Consider the following 15,259-nt stretch of genomic DNA (forward strand, 5'->3'; position numbering starts at 1 on the left):
TCAAAACCGCCAAAAAAATTATGCAGCAGATTTAGGCTGTTACGATAAGCCCCCGAGACAACGAGATAGAGCGGCGACCGGCCGGTTCAACGCAGGCGGCGCAGCACGGCCGCATAAAATCCGTCGAGACCTGAAGCGAACGGCGCCTCCAGCGGCAGCATGGCGGGCGTGGTGCGCAGCGCCCCCTCCGGCGTCACCGCCGCTTCCAGCCCCGGCCATTCCGAGGGATCGACGGGCACGCGCTCGACATCATCGGGCCTATCGGCAAGAATCCGGCTCACGACCGTTTCGCCCTCCAGCGGATCCAGCGAACAATTCGAGAAAACGACCAGCCCGCCCGGCTTCACCAGCGTCAGGGCATGGCGCAGCAGCCGCTCCTGCACACCGGCAAGCTTGGCGATATCGGCCTCGTCCTTGACCCAGAGCACATCGGGATGGCGGCGCGTGGTGCCCGTGGAAGAGCAGGGAGCATCGAGCAGGGCGACGTCGAACAATTCCTCACTGCGGAAATCGCCGGCATTGGCCTCGATGGTCTTGGCCTTCAGCTTGAGGCGATCGAGATTGCGCTCCAGCCGCTTCAACCGGCTGGCCGACATGTCGAGCGCGGTGACCTCGGCGCCGGCCAGGATGAGTTGCGCCGTCTTGCCGCCGGGTGCCGCGCAGAGATCGACGGCGGTCTTGCCCTTGAGATGGCCGAACAGCTGCGCCGGCAGGCCGGCGGCGGCATCCTGAACCCACCAGTCGCCGTCCTCGTAACCGGCCAGGGCGGTGACCGAGCCATCGAAACCGGCAAGGCGAACCCCACCGGTCGGCAGCACGATGCCGTTGAGCTTCTCGGCCCAGCCTGCCGCATCCGATTTCACCGTCAGGTCGATGGCGGCCGGCGTCAGTTGCGCTTCGGCGATGGCGCGGGCCACATCCTCGCCGTAAGCGGAAACGAGGCGCTTGAAAAACCAGTCCGGCATCGCCGGCACGTCCTTCACCCGCTCCAGGATATCCGCCTTCTCGCGGCTCATGCGTCTGAGCAGCGCGTTGACCAGGGCGGCGAAACGGCGATTGCGCGGATCGGCATTGGCCTGCTCGACGGCGAGGTCGACGGCGGAATGATCGGGCACGTCGAGATAGAGGATCTGCGCCGCCGCGACCGTCAGCACATGTTTCAGCGCCCGTGCGCCCTCGGGCAGCGGCGTTTGCAACAATGAGGCGATGGCCGCGTCGATGCGCGGCAGGTGACGCAGCGCGGTGTTGAGCATGGCGCGCACCAGCGCCCGGTCGGCCTCGTTCAGGACCTTGTAGGCAGGGTTGCCGTTTTCGGCATCGAGCATGCCGTCCAGCGAGGTCTTGCGATCGATGACCGCCGCCAGCAATTTTGCCGCGGCCGCACGCGCCTCCATACCCGGCTTGGCAGGCGGCAGGTCGCGGTTTCTCGCGGGGGCAGGGCGCTTGCCGCCCTTCAGGGAACGGCGGGGCGAGGACTTTTCATCGGACGTCAAGACCAGGGACCTTTTTTCGGCGGTTGCGAACCACCGCGACCCCATCCGGTCGTGGGCACGGAGCGCGATTTGCGTGAGGGATTAGCAGACGGCGCCGCCGGCGTCGAGGCGGCGGGGGAAAACTCGCCGGCCATGGCCTGCAGGGCGGCAATGCGGTTTTCCGTGTTGGGATGGGTGGAAAACAGGTTGTCCATGCGCTCGCCCGAAAGCGGATTGATGATGAACATATGTGCGGTGGCCGGATTGCGCTCCGCATCCGGATTGTGGATCTGCTGCGCGGCGCCGGCGATCTTGCCGAGCGCCGAGGCCAGCCACAAGGGATGGCCGCAGATCTCGGCGCCGCGCCGGTCGGCGGAATATTCGCGTGTGCGGCTGATCGCCATCTGCACCACCATGGCCGCCAGCGGCGCGACGATGCTGGCGATCAGCACGCCGACGATGCCGAGTCCGTTATTGTTGCCGTTGCTGCCGCGGTTTCCACCGAACAGGAAGGCGAAATTGGCCAGCATCGAGATCGCGCCGGCCAGCGTCGCGGTGATCGTCATGGTCAGTGTGTCGCGGTTCTGGATATGCGCCAGTTCATGGGCCATCACGCCGGCCACCTCCTCCGGCGTCAGCGCCTGCAACAAGCCGGTCGAGGCGGCGACGGCGGCGTTCTGCGGATTGCGCCCGGTGGCGAAGGCGTTCGGCTGCGGGCTGTCATAGAGATAGACACGCGGCATCGGCAGGCCGGCATTCTGCGACAGGTCGCGGATGATGTTGAAGAATTCCGGCGCGTTGCGCTCATCGATCTCCTGCGCCCGATAGGCCGAGAGCACCATCCTGTCGGAATTCCAGTAGGAGAAGAAATTCATGCCCGCCGCGACCACGAAGGCGATCATCATGCCGCCGCGGCCGCCGATCAGATAACCGACGCCCATGAACAGGGCGGTCATGAAAGCCAGCAGCATGGCCGTGCGCATAAGGTTCATCGATCTCTCCAGCTAGGCGTCAAGACGCAATCACATCGTTTTCCCGAAACCGGTTTCCCCTTTCGGGCAAGATGCCCTATGATTTGGCGATCTCGAAGCGTTTTTCAATATTTGCATGAGGCCAGCCATGGCGGACAATACAGCCGACAACGACAATATCGAACGCGCCGACGCAAGCGGCCCGAACGGGCGGCCGCTGTCTCCTGCCGCACAGCGCGCCCTGCGGGAAGCCGAGAAACGCCGGCAGGCGGAAAGGCCGGAAGAGCGGCCGGTTGAGCATGGCGGCCGCGGCGGAGCCGATCCAGCCCGTTTCGGCGATTGGGAAATCAACGGCCGCGCCATCGATTTCTGAGAGTCATTGCTCCAATAAGTAGAAATTCCTATTGACGGGCACATAAATTAGGAATTATATCCTAGTTTATGTTTTTCCCGATCCGAACCCTCCTGTGCATCGTCATCCTTGCCCTCCTGGCGGGACCGCTTGTCGCCCGCGACGACCGGATCGCCGGCCCGGTGGCGGCTGACATCCTGCGTGTGGTCGACGGCGATACGCTGCTGGTCGAGGCCATGCCCTGGCCGCAGCAGCGGGTGGAGGTCTATGTGCGGCTGCGGGGAATCGATACGCCGGAACTCAACGCATCCTGCCCGGCCTTGCGGGCGCGCGCCGAAGCGGCGCGCCAGGCCTTGATCGACATGGCCGGCGAAACCGGTACGGTCTGGCTGCGCAATATCGGCGGCGACAAATATTTCGGCCGCATCGTCGCCGACGTCACCTTTGCCGATGGCCGCGACCCGGCGCAGGATCTGCAGGCCGCCGGCCTCGCCGTCGCTTATCACGGCGGCCGCAAGCCGGCTATCGATTGCGCCGCAACGGCTGCGCTGGAATAGGAGAAGCGCCAGAATTCAGTTCGGTCCAAGCGTTGGACATCCCCATCATCGTCATGCTCGGACTTGTCCCGAACATCTGACCAGCAGACGTCGGCAGATTCTCGGCACGAGGTCAAGAATGACGTGCGATGGCCCGGGAGACCTAAAACGGAAAAGGGCCGGAGAAATCCCCGGCCCCCTTGTTCTGTATCTCAATAAAACCTACGCCGCGTTGGCGCGGTTCTGGCGGTTGTGGATCAGGTCGTCGACGACGGCGGGATCGGCGAGCGTCGAGATATCGCCGAGCGCTCCGAAATCGTCCTCGGCAATCTTGCGCAGGATGCGGCGCATGATCTTGCCGGAGCGGGTCTTCGGCAGACCGGGGGCGAACTGGATCTTGTCCGGCGTCGCGATCGGTCCGATCTCCTTGCGCACATGACGGACGAGTTCCTGGCGCAATGCCTCGTTGCCTTCCTCGCCGGCCATCAGCGACACATAGCAATAGATGCCCTGGCCTTTCAGTCCATGCGGATAGCCGACCACGGCTGCTTCGGAGACGAGATGGTGCGAAACCAGCGCCGATTCGACTTCCGCCGTACCGAGACGGTGACCGGAGACATTGAGCACGTCGTCGACGCGGCCGGTGATCCAGTAATAGCCGTCCTCGTCGCGGCGGCAGCCGTCGCCGGTGAAATATTTCCCCTTATAGGTGGAGAAATAGGTCTGGATGAAACGGTGATGGTCGCCATAGACGCTGCGCATCTGCCCCGGCCAGCTATCGGTGATGCACAGATTGCCGTCCGTCGCTCCCTCCAGCACATGTCCCTCGCCATCGACGAGTTGCGGCTTCACGCCGAAGAAGGGCAGGGTGGCCGAGCCGGGTTTCAGGTCCGTGGCGCCCGGCAGCGGCGAAATCAGGATGCCACCGGTTTCCGTCTGCCACCAGGTGTCGACAACCGGACATCTCTGCTCGCCGACGACATTATAATACCATTCCCAGGCTTCCGGGTTGATCGGCTCGCCGACCGAACCGAGCAGCCGTAGCGAGGATCGATCCGAACGCTTGACGAAGTCGTCGCCGGCGCCCATCAGGGCGCGAATGGCGGTCGGCGCCGTGTAGAAGATATTGACCTTGTGCTTGTCGATCACTTCCCAGAAACGGCCCTGATCGGGAAAATTCGGCACGCCCTCGAACATCAGCGTCGTCGCCGCATTGGCGAGCGGGCCATAGACGATATAGGAATGGCCGGTCACCCAGCCGACATCGGCCGTGCACCAGTAGACGTCGCCGTCATGGTAATCGAAGACATATTCATGCGTCATCGAGGCATAGACGAGATAGCCGCCGGTGGTATGCAGCACGCCCTTCGGCTTGCCGGTCGAGCCGGACGTATAAAGAATGAACAGCGGGTCTTCCGCCCGCATCTTCGCCGGCGGGCAATCCGGCTTCACCGTGGCGATTTCCTGGTGATACCAGAGGTCGCGGCCCGGCGCCCAGCCGATCTTGCCGCCGGTGCGGCGCACGACCAGCACCTTGTTGACGATCACATGGTTCTTGGCGGCGATATCGATGGCGGTATCGGTGTTTTCCTTGAGCGGGATCGGCTTGCCGCCGCGCACGCCCTCGTCGCAGGTGATGACGAAGGTGGATTCGCAATCGACGATGCGGCCCGCCAGCGAATCCGGCGAAAAGCCGCCGAAAACGACCGAATGCACCGCGCCGATGCGCGCGCAGGCAAGCATGGCATAGGAGGCTTCCGGGATCATCGGCATGTAGATGGTGACGCGATCGCCCTTCTTGACCCCATGCTTCTTGAGCACGTTCGCCATGCGGCAGACGTTTTCATAAAGCTGGTTGTAGGTGATCTTCTTGTCGATATAGGGATTGTCGCCTTCCCAGATGATCGCGGTCTTCTCACCATGCGTCTTCAGGTGGCGATCGATGCAGTTATAGGAGACGTTGGTCACGCCGTCCTCGAACCACTTGATCGAAACCTTGCCGGTGAAGGAGGTGTTCTTGACCTTGGTATAGGGCTTGAACCAGTCGATGCGCTTGCCGTGCTTGCCCCAGAAGCGATCGGGTTCCTCGATGCTCTCCTGATACCATTTGCGGTAGGTTTCGCCGTCGATGAGCGCGCGACTTTTGGCCGATTTGGGGACCGGATAAAGCTTGGCTGACATGAACTCCTCCTCCATGTTGATGCGCCGAACTATCTATGTGCGCCCTACATAGCAGGTCAACCGGCTGCCGCAATTAGACAAAGGTCATTTGACTTTGAAAGAATTGCAATTCTGCGACAATATCGCTATAGAGCGTCCATAACTCCCGGAAATTGTGGTCAACGCCACGTCCCGCGACACCGGCGCGGGCGGACAGAAGGACTATATCCATGGCTCAACAACTGCTCATGCCGAAGGCGACCGCCATCTGGCTGGTCGACAACACCGCCTTGTCTTTCGATCAGATCGCGCAATTTTGCAAACTGCATCCGCTCGAAGTCAAGGCGATTGCCGACGGTGAAGCGTCGCAGGGCATCAAGGGCCTGGATCCGATCGCCACAGGCCAGCTTTCGCGCGAGGAAATCGCCCGCGGCGAAGCCAATCCGAACCACAAGCTCAAGCTCTCCGACCCCAAGGTGCGCGTGCCGGAATCCAAGCGCAAGGGCCCGCGCTATACCCCGGTTTCCAAGCGCCAGGACCGTCCGAACGCCATCCTCTGGCTGGTGCGCAACCATCCCGAATTGAAGGACGCGCAGATCTCGCGCCTCGTCGGCACCACCAAGTCGACCATCGAGCAGATTCGCGACCGCACCCACTGGAACTCGGCCAACCTGACGCCGATGGATCCGGTGACGCTTGGCCTGTGCAGCCAGATCGACCTCGACTTCGAAGTGGAAAAAGCCTCCAAGGGCCGACCGCTACCGACTGCCGCCGAACTCGGCGCGACACTGCAGCCTTCGCAGGAAACCGAGCGCTTTAGCTATCAGGACGACCGCGAGGAAGAGAAGGAAATCGACGCCGACGCCGTCTTCGCCAAGCTCAAGTCGCTGAAATCGACCCACACGGAAGATGAGGACGAAGACGATCGCTACTGATCGCCGTCCGTAAGCCTTGCTTGACATCGACCCGGCCCGCGGATCGCGCGCCGGGTTTTTGTTTGCCGCGATCAGGTCAATGTGAAACCGCGTTCACGCATCACGCCCTGAATTTCGTCGAGGATCGCCGGATCGTCGATGGTCGCCGGCATTTTCCACGGCAGGCCGTCGGCGATCTTCTGCATCGTCCCGCGCAGGATCTTGCCCGAACGCGTCTTCGGCAGCCGTTGAACGATCATCACCGTCTTGAAGGCGGCGACGGGACCGATCTCGTTGCGCACCAGCGACACGACCTCGTGCTCGATCTCCCGCGATGTGCGCGTCGCTCGGTTCTTCAACACCAGGAAACCGCAGGGGATCTGCCCTTTCAATGCGTCGGCAACGCCGATGACCGCGCATTCGGCGACATCGGGATGCATGGCGCAGACCTCCTCCATCGCCCCGGTCGACAAGCGATGGCCGGCGCAATTGATGATGTCGTCGGTGCGGGCCATGATGTAGACATAGCCGTCCTCATCGACATAGCCGGCATCGGCCGTCTTGTAGTAGCCGGCGAATTCCGTGAGGCAGCCGCTGCGAAAGCGTTCGTCTGCATTCCAGAAGCTGACGAGATTGCCGGGCGGCAAGGGCAGGCGGATGACGATATTGCCGAGCGTGCCCGGCGCCACCGCATGGCCCTCGTCGTCGAGCACATGGATGGCATAACCCGGCATCGGCACGGTCGGCGAGCCGTATTTCACCGGCAATTGCCCGAGACCCAGCGGATTGGCGGCAATCGCCCAGCCGGTTTCCGTCTGCCACCAATGGTCTATGACGGGAATCGCGAGCATCCGCTCCGCCCATTTGATGGTTTCCGGGTCGGCGCGCTCGCCGGCGAGGAACAGGGCGCGAAGCCCAGAAAGATCGTATTGCTGGATCAACTCGCCGTCCGGATCGTCGCGGCGAATGGCGCGAAAGGCGGTGGGGGCGGTGAACAGCGCCTTGACGTCGTATTCGGCAATCACCCGCCAGAAGGCGCCGGCATCCGGCGTTCCCACAGGCTTTCCCTCGTAGACCACGGTCGTATTGCCGGCCAGCAGCGGCGCATAGACGATATAGGAATGGCCGACCACCCATCCGATATCCGAGGCCGACCAGAACACTTCGCCCGGCTTCATGCCGTAGATATGCTCCATAGACCAGCGCAACGCCACCATATGGCCGCCATTGTCGCGAATGACGCCCTTGGGCTGGCCGGTGGTGCCTGACGTGTAGAGGATATAGAGCGGATCGGTCGCCTTGACCGGCGTGCAGGGCACGCGCGTGCCTTTCGCCTTCTCCGCCTCGACAAGGGTAGCAAAATCGACATCGCGGCCGGGCGTCATCGCCGCTTCGCATTGCGGCCGCTGAAGGACGAGGCAATGGCGCGGTTTTACCCGCGCGCCCTCGATGGCGTGATCGACCAGCGGCTTGTAGGCGACGATGCGGCCCGGCTCCAGCCCGCAGCTTGCGGCAATCACCAGATCGGCCTCGAAATCGTCGATGCGGGTCGACAGTTCATGCGCGGCAAAGCCGCCGAACACCACAGAATGAATAGCCCCGAGCCGGGCACAGGCCAGCATCGAGAACAGCGCTTCGGGGATCATCGGCATGTAGAGGATGACGCGGCTGCCCTTGCCGATGCCGAGCCCGATCAGGACCGCCGCCACCGCCTCGATTTCCCGCTGCATCTCGGCAAAGCTATAGCGGCGCTTCTCGCCGGCCATCGGGCTGTCATAGATCAGCGCCGCTTGCGCGCCGCGACCGGCCAGGACATGCCGGTCGATGCAGTTGTGACAGGTATTGGTCTCGCCGCCGGCAAACCATTGTCCGTAGACGCCAAGCTGCGGATCGAAAGCCGTATCGAAGGGCCGGAACCAGTCCAGCGCCCCGGCAGCATCCGCCCAGAAGCCGTGCGGATCCTGTTCCCACGCGGCATAGGTTTCGGCATATCTGCTCTGCATGTCTTCCTCCCGATTGCCGAGCCTCTCCCCGGCTCAGCTTCCTGTATCGGAAGAAAAGGTGCAAATGGAAAGTCAGACCAAAGCTCTAGGACAAAAGGCGAAGTATCACCGCGTCCCGAAGATCGCCGAGCCGACGCGCACACTGGTCGCGCCGAAAGCAATCGCCGCCTCGAAATCCCCGGACATGCCCATCGACAGCCGCTCGACGCCGCATTCGACCGCCAGCATGGCCAGCAGCGCGAAATGTGGCCCCGGATTTTCCTCGGCCGGCGGAATGCACATCAGCCCCTCGATATCGAGGCCGAGCTCGTCGCGGCAAAGTCCGGCGAAGGCGACGACATCATCCGGCGCGATGCCGGCCTTCTGCGGCTCCAGCCCGGTATTGACCTGGATATAGAGGCGCGGACGCCGTCCCTGGCGGCCCATTTCCTCGGCAATCGCCCGGGCGATCTTTTCCCGGTCCACCGTCTCGATAACGTCGAACAGCGCCACCGCATCCGCCGTCTTGTTGGATTGCAGCGGCCCGATCAGGTGCAGCTCGATCTCCGGCGTCTCCGCTTTCAGCCCCGGCCACTTGCCCTGCGCTTCCTGCACCCGGTTTTCGCCGAACACACGCTGGCCGGCGGCGATCACCGGCCGGATGGCATCGGCCTCGAAGGTCTTGGAGACGGCGACCAGCGTCACCGCGCCCGCCTCGCGGCCCGCCTGCCGCTCGGCGGTCTCGATCCGCGTCTTAACTTCCTGAAGCCGCTCCTGAACGTCCATCGCCCTTGTCCCGCTTTCGATTTTCCAAGTTCCTGCCTAGCCGCAGATGCCGGCTTTGCCAAGGCATGCGATGCTGCGATTATCGCACCCATGACAAAGATAAAACCCTTCCGCAGGCCACAAAACTTGACGCTTGGACGGTTTCATGGTGAAGGTCACCCCCAATTCTCCCTGATTTTGGACGATTATTCCCATGGCCACCGAACGTTACAATCCGCGCGACGCCGAGCCCCGCTGGCAGGCGAAATGGAACGAAGAAAGCGTCTTCGTCACCGACAACAACGATCCGCGCGAGAAATATTACGTCCTCGAAATGTTCCCCTATCCCTCGGGGCGCATTCACATGGGGCATGTGCGCAACTACGCCATGGGCGACGTCGTCGCCCGCTACAAGCGTGCGCGCGGCTATAACGTCCTGCATCCCATGGGCTGGGACGCCTTCGGCATGCCGGCCGAAAACGCCGCCATGCAGAACAAGGTCCATCCCAAGGACTGGACCTACCAGAACATCGCGACCATGCGTAACCAGTTGAAGTCCATGGGGCTTTCGCTCGACTGGTCGCGCGAGTTCGCCACCTGCGACGTCGATTATTACCATCGCCAGCAATACCTCTTCCTGGATTTCATGGAAAAGGGCCTGGTCTACCGCAAGCAGTCCAAGGTCAACTGGGACCCGGTCGACAACACCGTGCTCGCCAACGAGCAGGTCATCGATGGCCGCGGCTGGCGCTCCGGTGCGCTGGTGGAGCAGCGCGAACTGACGCAATGGTTCTTCAAGATCACCGATTTCAGCCAGGATCTGCTCGATGCGCTCGACACGCTCGACCAATGGCCGGAAAAAGTCCGTATCATGCAAAAGAACTGGATCGGCCGTTCGCAGGGTATGAGCGTGCGCTGGGAGATCGTTGCCGAGACCGCCCCGGCCGGCACCCAGGAAGTGACCGTCTACACGACGCGTCCCGATACCCTGTTCGGCGCCTCCTTCCTGGCGATCGCCGCAGACCATCCGCTCGCCAAGGAGGCAGCCGCCAGGAATCCGGCTATCGAAGCCTTCTGCGAGGAATGCCGCCGTGCCGGCACCTCGGTCGCCGCGCTCGAAACCGCCGAGAAGAAGGGCTACGACACCGGCATCCGCGTCAAACACCCGCTCGATCCGAGCTGGGAACTGCCGGTCTACATCGCCAATTTCGTGCTGATGGACTACGGCACCGGCGCCATCTTCGGCTGCCCCTCCGGCGACCAGCGCGACCTGGATTTCGCCCGCAAATACGACCTGCCGGTCGTGCCGGTCGTCATGCCGAGGGATGGCGACGCCGCCACCTTCGCCATCGGCGACGAGGCCTATGTCGAAGACGGCGTGATGATCAATTCGCGTTTCCTCGACGGCATGACCACCGACGAAGCGTTCGAAACCGTGGCCGAGAAGCTTGGCGCCCAATCACTCGGCAACCAGCCGCAGGGCGAACGCAAGGTTAATTTCCGCCTGCGCGACTGGGGCATTTCCCGCCAGCGTTATTGGGGTTGCCCGATCCCGGTCATCCATTGCGCCGATTGCGGCGTCGTGCCGGTGCCGAAGGCCGACCTGCCGGTCAAGCTGCCCGACGACGTCACCTTCGACGTGCCCGGCAACCCGCTCGACCGTCACCCGACCTGGCGCCACGTCGCCTGCCCGAATTGCGGTCGCGATGCCCGCCGCGAAACCGACACGATGGACACCTTCGTCGATTCGAGCTGGTATTTCGCGCGCTTCACCGCGCCCTGGGAAGACAAGCCGACCGACCCGAAGGTCGCCAGCCACTGGCTGCCGGTCGACCAGTATATCGGCGGCATCGAGCATGCGATCCTGCACCTGCTCTATTCGCGCTTCTTCACCCGCGCCATGCGCGAGACCGGCCATGTCGATCTCAAGGAGCCCTTCAAGGGCCTGTTCACGCAGGGAATGGTCGTGCATGAAACCTATAGCCGCGGCGAAGGCATGCAGCGCGAATGGGTGGCGCCCGCCGATATCCGCATCGAAGAACTCGACGGCAAGCGCCGCGCCGTCCTCTTGGCGACAGGCGAAGACATCAAGATCGGCTCGATCGAAAAAATGTCGAAGTCGAAGAAGAACGTCGTCGATCCCGACGATATCATCGCCTCCTACGGCGCCGATACCGCCCGCTTCTTCGTGCTGTCGGATTCGCCGCCGGATCGTGACGTCATCTGGTCGGAAGCCGGCGTCGAAGGCTCGCATCGTTTCGTCCAGCGTGCTTGGCGGCTGATTTCCGAGGCCGCCGAACGGCTGTGTAGTGTCGATGCCGCACCCGCCCACGAGGGAGAGGCGCTCGCCATCTCACAAATCGCCCACAAGACCCTTAAGGCGGTGCAGGGCGATTACGACAAGCTGAACTTCAACAAGGCCGTGGCACGCATCTACGAGATGGTCAACGCCCTTGCAGCGCCGCTGACCAAGGTGGCGAGCGGCGAGACCGACGCGGCATACACCGCCGCCGTCAAGGAAGCCGTGCTGATCCTCATCCAGATCGTCGCCCCGATGACCCCACATCTGGCCGAGGAATGCTGGGCAACACTGAAGCAGAACGGCCTCGTCGCCAAGGCGAACTGGCCGGCCTATGAAGATGCGCTGACCAGGGACAACGAAATCACCCTGCCGGTGCAGATCAACGGCAAGAAGCGCGCCGAATTGACAATCGCGCCAGATGCAGACCAGAATGCCGTCCAGTCCGCCGTTCTCGCGCTCGAAGCCGTTCAGGCGGCCCTCGCCGGGCAGACGCCGAAGAAGATCATCGTGGTGCCGCAAAGGATCGTGAACATTGTCGTCTGATTTCCGCTCGAAGCTCCTTCGTACGAGCGGCGCTATCGTTCTGATTGCGCTTTCCGCTCTGGCCACCGGTTGCCAGGTTCGCCCGCTTTATTCCGAAGCGGGCGGCGTTGCCCAAAAACTGGGATCGATCGCCTATTCGGAGGCCGGAAGCCGCATTGGTCAGGTGGTGCGCAACAAGCTGATCTTCCTGACAGCAGGCGGAAATGGTGAGCCGGCTAATCCTGAATACAAGGTCGATCTGACGGTGACGAGCTCGGTTGCCCAGGTTCTGCTGGTCGAGACCTCCGACCGCGCCCGCGCCGGGCAGGTTGCCGTGGCGGTCGATTATATCTTGCGGCGCAATGCCGACGGCCAGGTCCTCAAGGCTGGCCATCGCCAGGCAATCTCCCTCGTCGATTTCCCGGTTCAGGAATTCGCCAAGGTTCGCGCCATCCGCGATGCCGAAAACCGCGCAGCCAATGAGGCAGCGGAACTGGTGCGCGCCGATCTCGCCGCTGCGCTCGGCCGCTGAGGCAAACGCAACCGATGACCGAGATCAAATCACACGAATTCGATGCGTTTCTCGCTCAGGGAATGCGGTCCTATCGAATCTTCGTCATCTTTGGTCCGGATCGCGGTCTGGTTTCGGAACGCGCGTCTGCCATCGCCCAGAAATCCGGCATTGCGCTGGACGACCCCTTCTCGGTGACCCGGCTCGATGCCGGCGATCTCGGCCCAGGGGGAGGGCGGCTGCTCGATGAAGTCGGCGCACTTGGCCTGTTCGGCGGAGATAAGCTGATCTGGGTCAAGGGTGGCGGCAATGATCGCGGCCTAATCGACGCCATGCCGCGCATTGTCGAACAGAACCTTACTGACACCGTGTTGATCATCGAAGCCGGCGACATCAAGAAGGGCGTGGGCTTGAGAAAGCTGGTCGACGGCCATAAGTCTGTGGCGTCGATTGCCTGTTATGCCGACGACCGTCGCGCCCTGAACGCGCTGATCGACACCGAACTCGCCAAGGAAAATTTGCGCATCACGCCCGAGGCCCGCGATATCCTGATCGACAGCCTCGGCGGCGACCGTCTTGCCTCCCGCAACGAACTGCAAAAACTTGCGCTTTACGCTCGCGGTGAGCAAACGATCGACGCACAGCACGTCACCGACATCGTCGGTGACGCCAGCTCAACCTCCGTCGACGATGCGGTCGATGCGATCTTCAGCGGCGACAAGGATCGTTTTATCCAGGAAACCGGAAAGGTGTTTACGTCAAAAACGCCGGTCTTCCTGCTGCTTCAATCCTGCCTGAAGCAGTTACAGCTTCTCGACATCCTGCGCTCGGAAATGGAAGAGAAAAAGCTCTCGCCGCAGCAGGTCATGCAGACTTATGCGCGTCACGTTCATTTCCGTCGCAAGCCGATCCTGGAGGCAGCTTTACGTATCTGGTCGCCACCGGCCATCGCCCGGGAAATGCGCCGCGTCAATACCGCCATCCTGCAGACGCGTCAGCGTCAGGCGCTGGAAGACAGTATCGCCCTGCAAACCCTGCTGGCGCTGACTTTACAATCGGGCAAGCGCATCTGAGAGATCATCGTTTCTCAAGCAGCCGGCAAATATCTTCGAGTTGCTCGAGGGTTTTGTAAGCGATGCGGATCTGGCCGCTGCTGCCCTTGTGATTGATCGTGACATCGAGTCCGAGTGTATCGGAAAGACTGCGTTCAAGCGCCAGCGTATCCGAATCCTTCTCGTCGCGTTTGCGCATCCCATAGCCGGGGTCGCTTTGCGCCTTGATGTCGTTCTGCGCGAGCTTTTCCGCATCGCGCACTGACATGCCCTTGCTGACGATCTGCTTGGCAAGCACTGTCGGATCGGAAGTCGAGACAAGCGCGCGCGCATGGCCAGCCGAAAGCGAGCCTGCCGCCAGCATATCGCGTACCGGGTCTGGCAGCTTCAACAGTCGCAGGCTGTTGGCCACATGACTGCGGCTTTTGCCGATAATTTCCCCAAGGTCATTTTGCGTATAGCCGTGCTCTGCGATCAGTTGTTCATAACCAAGCGCTTCTTCGAGCGGATTGAGATCGGAGCGCTGGACGTTTTCGACGATGGCGATTTCCAGCGCTGTCCGATCGTCGACATCGCGCACGATGACGGGAATTTCGACAAAACCGGCCAGTTGGGCCGCGCGCCAGCGGCGCTCACCGGCAATAATCTCATAACGATCGGAGCCGACGGTTCGTACGACAACTGGCTGTACGATACCATGCTGGCGCACCGAATTCGCCAGATCCTGCAACTCGTTTTCATCGAAATAGCGGCGCGGATTGCGAGCGCTGCGCGCAACGAATTCGATCGGGATCATCCGGTCCGGATTGACAACGCTGTGCTTTTCACCGACTGGAATAGGCTGATCCATCTCGCCGATCAAGGCTGCCAGGCCGCGGCCGAGGCGGCGTTTCGAAAGATCGTCATTCATGGCGCATCTCTTTCTTCAGGGCGGTTCCGCTCTTCATGCCGAACCGCATCAAACAGGATCGTCGCTGGCGGTCGGGTTTAGGCAGCCTTGCGATGGCGCTCGCGCTGGATCACTTCGGAAGCAAGCTGCAGATAGGCCTGACTGCCGGCGCATTTAAGATCGTAAAGGATAGCCGGCTTGCCATAGGACGGCGCTTCCGACACGCGCACATTGCGCGGGATCAGTGTGTGATAAACCTTGTCGCCCAAATGCGTCCGCACGTCGTTGACCACCTGCTGCGCAAGATTGTTGCGGGAATCATACATGGTCAGCACGATGCCCTGGATATCGAGCAGCGGGTTGACGCTCCTACGTACTTGATTCACGGTTTCCAGAAGTTGGCTTAAACCTTCCAGCGCGAAGAATTCGCATTGCAAGGGTACGAGGACGGAATGTGCGGCCGCCATTGCATTCATGGTCAGCAGATTGAAAGAGGGCGGGCAATCGAGCAAGATATAGGAAAACGCCGAAGCCTGATCCGATTCAAGCGCACGCCGCAGCCGAAAGACGCGGTCGGCGGCTTGCGAAAATTCCATTTCGAAGCCCAGAAGGTCCATGGTTGAGGGGATAATGTAGAGATTCGGAACCGCGGTTTCCGTCACCGTATCCAGAATATTCTCGGTGCCAGCCAGCAGGTCATAGGACGACAGCTTTCGGTCGCGGCGGTCGATACCGAGCCCGGTGCTTGCATTGCCTTGCGGATCGAGATCGACAATCAGAACACGTTCGCCAATCGCCGCCAAGGCGGTCGCCAGGTTGATCGCGGTCGTC

At 62.0% G+C, this 15,259-nt stretch carries 13 protein-coding genes; 6 read left to right on the top strand and 7 right to left on the bottom strand.

Features of this window, described 5'->3' with window-relative positions; genetic code table 11:
* Window positions 1–86: 86 nt before the first annotated feature.
* Together P7F60_RS14545 and htpX are read right to left on the bottom strand one after the other, a co-directional pair.
* On the bottom strand, window positions 87–1,394 hold the full coding sequence (locus P7F60_RS14545; protein ID WP_277918531.1) for an RsmB/NOP family class I SAM-dependent RNA methyltransferase: 1,308 nt from the start codon (window positions 1,392–1,394) through the stop codon (window positions 87–89).
* Window positions 1,395–1,489: 95 nt separating this feature from the next.
* A complete protein-coding gene (htpX, locus tag P7F60_RS14550) occupies window positions 1,490–2,464 on the bottom strand; it encodes a zinc metalloprotease HtpX (protein WP_277918450.1) in 975 nt (324 codons plus the stop codon).
* A gap of 127 nt (window positions 2,465–2,591) precedes the next feature.
* On the opposite strand from htpX, the gene P7F60_RS14555 reads away from it, so the two are divergent.
* Window positions 2,592–2,816, top strand: coding sequence for a DUF1674 domain-containing protein (locus P7F60_RS14555; protein ID WP_277918451.1), 225 nt, complete (start codon window positions 2,592–2,594; stop codon window positions 2,814–2,816).
* A gap of 68 nt (window positions 2,817–2,884) precedes the next feature.
* A complete protein-coding gene (locus P7F60_RS14560) occupies window positions 2,885–3,352 on the top strand; it encodes a thermonuclease family protein (protein WP_277918452.1) in 468 nt (155 codons plus the stop codon).
* Between the two features lie 201 nt (window positions 3,353–3,553).
* Here P7F60_RS14560 and acs read toward each other — a convergent pair whose 3' ends face one another.
* Window positions 3,554–5,512, bottom strand: a complete 1,959-nt coding sequence (acs, locus tag P7F60_RS14565) for an acetate--CoA ligase (protein ID WP_277918453.1) — start codon at window positions 5,510–5,512, stop codon at window positions 3,554–3,556.
* Window positions 5,513–5,721: 209 nt separating this feature from the next.
* Between acs and P7F60_RS14570 the strand changes: the two genes are divergently transcribed.
* Window positions 5,722–6,426 carry a DUF1013 domain-containing protein gene (locus P7F60_RS14570; protein ID WP_277918454.1) on the top strand — a complete coding sequence of 235 codons (705 nt, stop codon included), beginning with the start codon at window positions 5,722–5,724 and terminating at the stop codon, window positions 6,424–6,426.
* A 71-nt stretch (window positions 6,427–6,497) separates the two neighbouring features.
* Here P7F60_RS14570 and P7F60_RS14575 read toward each other — a convergent pair whose 3' ends face one another.
* Both P7F60_RS14575 and P7F60_RS14580 read right to left on the bottom strand, forming a co-directional pair.
* Window positions 6,498–8,408: a propionyl-CoA synthetase gene (locus P7F60_RS14575; RefSeq protein WP_277918455.1), complete on the bottom strand. Its 1,911-nt coding sequence runs from the start codon at window positions 8,406–8,408 to the stop codon at window positions 6,498–6,500.
* Between the two features lie 105 nt (window positions 8,409–8,513).
* Window positions 8,514–9,173: a YggS family pyridoxal phosphate-dependent enzyme gene (locus tag P7F60_RS14580; protein ID WP_277918456.1), complete on the bottom strand. Its 660-nt coding sequence runs from the start codon at window positions 9,171–9,173 to the stop codon at window positions 8,514–8,516.
* Between the two features lie 193 nt (window positions 9,174–9,366).
* On the opposite strand from P7F60_RS14580, the gene leuS reads away from it, so the two are divergent.
* Genes leuS through holA form a run of 3 tightly spaced genes read left to right on the top strand, consistent with a single transcriptional unit; the run spans window position 9,367 to window position 13,560 of the window.
* Window positions 9,367–11,997 (top strand): leucine--tRNA ligase, encoded by a 2,631-nt coding sequence (gene leuS, locus P7F60_RS14585; RefSeq protein ID WP_277918457.1) that lies wholly within the window; start codon window positions 9,367–9,369, stop codon window positions 11,995–11,997.
* Window positions 11,987–12,508: an LPS assembly lipoprotein LptE gene (gene lptE, locus P7F60_RS14590; RefSeq protein WP_277918458.1), complete on the top strand. Its 522-nt coding sequence runs from the start codon at window positions 11,987–11,989 to the stop codon at window positions 12,506–12,508. The genes leuS and lptE overlap by 11 nt, the downstream gene beginning before the upstream one ends.
* A gap of 14 nt (window positions 12,509–12,522) precedes the next feature.
* Window positions 12,523–13,560, top strand: coding sequence for a DNA polymerase III subunit delta (gene holA / locus P7F60_RS14595; RefSeq protein WP_277918459.1), 1,038 nt, complete (start codon window positions 12,523–12,525; stop codon window positions 13,558–13,560).
* 4 nt (window positions 13,561–13,564) lie between these two features.
* On the opposite strand, the gene P7F60_RS14600 is transcribed toward holA, so the two are convergent.
* Window positions 13,565–14,449: a ParB/RepB/Spo0J family partition protein gene (locus P7F60_RS14600; protein ID WP_277918460.1), complete on the bottom strand. Its 885-nt coding sequence runs from the start codon at window positions 14,447–14,449 to the stop codon at window positions 13,565–13,567.
* A gap of 77 nt (window positions 14,450–14,526) precedes the next feature.
* Window positions 14,527–15,259 (bottom strand): ParA family protein (locus tag P7F60_RS14605; RefSeq protein ID WP_277918461.1); only part of this gene is annotated, 733 nt, incomplete at its 5' end.

Origin of the sequence: Rhizobium sp. YJ-22, from assembly GCF_029601685.1 — a bacterium.
Classification (GTDB): domain Bacteria; phylum Pseudomonadota; class Alphaproteobacteria; order Rhizobiales; family Rhizobiaceae; genus Metarhizobium.

Coding starts and splice junctions, on each gene's coding strand:
- P7F60_RS14555 (WP_277918451.1), top strand. CDS start 2,592: ATGGCGGACAATACAGCCGACAACGACAATATCGAACGCGCCGACGCA.
- leuS (WP_277918457.1), top strand. CDS start 9,367: ATGGCCACCGAACGTTACAATCCGCGCGACGCCGAGCCCCGCTGGCAG.
- P7F60_RS14545 (WP_277918531.1), bottom strand. CDS start 1,394: ATGGAGGCGCGTGCGGCCGCGGCAAAATTGCTGGCGGCGGTCATCGAT.
- P7F60_RS14575 (WP_277918455.1), bottom strand. CDS start 8,408: ATGCAGAGCAGATATGCCGAAACCTATGCCGCGTGGGAACAGGATCCG.
- P7F60_RS14570 (WP_277918454.1), top strand. CDS start 5,722: ATGGCTCAACAACTGCTCATGCCGAAGGCGACCGCCATCTGGCTGGTC.
- acs (WP_277918453.1), bottom strand. CDS start 5,512: ATGTCAGCCAAGCTTTATCCGGTCCCCAAATCGGCCAAAAGTCGCGCG.
- P7F60_RS14580 (WP_277918456.1), bottom strand. CDS start 9,173: ATGGACGTTCAGGAGCGGCTTCAGGAAGTTAAGACGCGGATCGAGACC.
- htpX (WP_277918450.1), bottom strand. CDS start 2,464: ATGAACCTTATGCGCACGGCCATGCTGCTGGCTTTCATGACCGCCCTG.
- holA (WP_277918459.1), top strand. CDS start 12,523: ATGACCGAGATCAAATCACACGAATTCGATGCGTTTCTCGCTCAGGGA.
- P7F60_RS14560 (WP_277918452.1), top strand. CDS start 2,885: ATGTTTTTCCCGATCCGAACCCTCCTGTGCATCGTCATCCTTGCCCTC.
- P7F60_RS14600 (WP_277918460.1), bottom strand. CDS start 14,449: ATGAATGACGATCTTTCGAAACGCCGCCTCGGCCGCGGCCTGGCAGCC.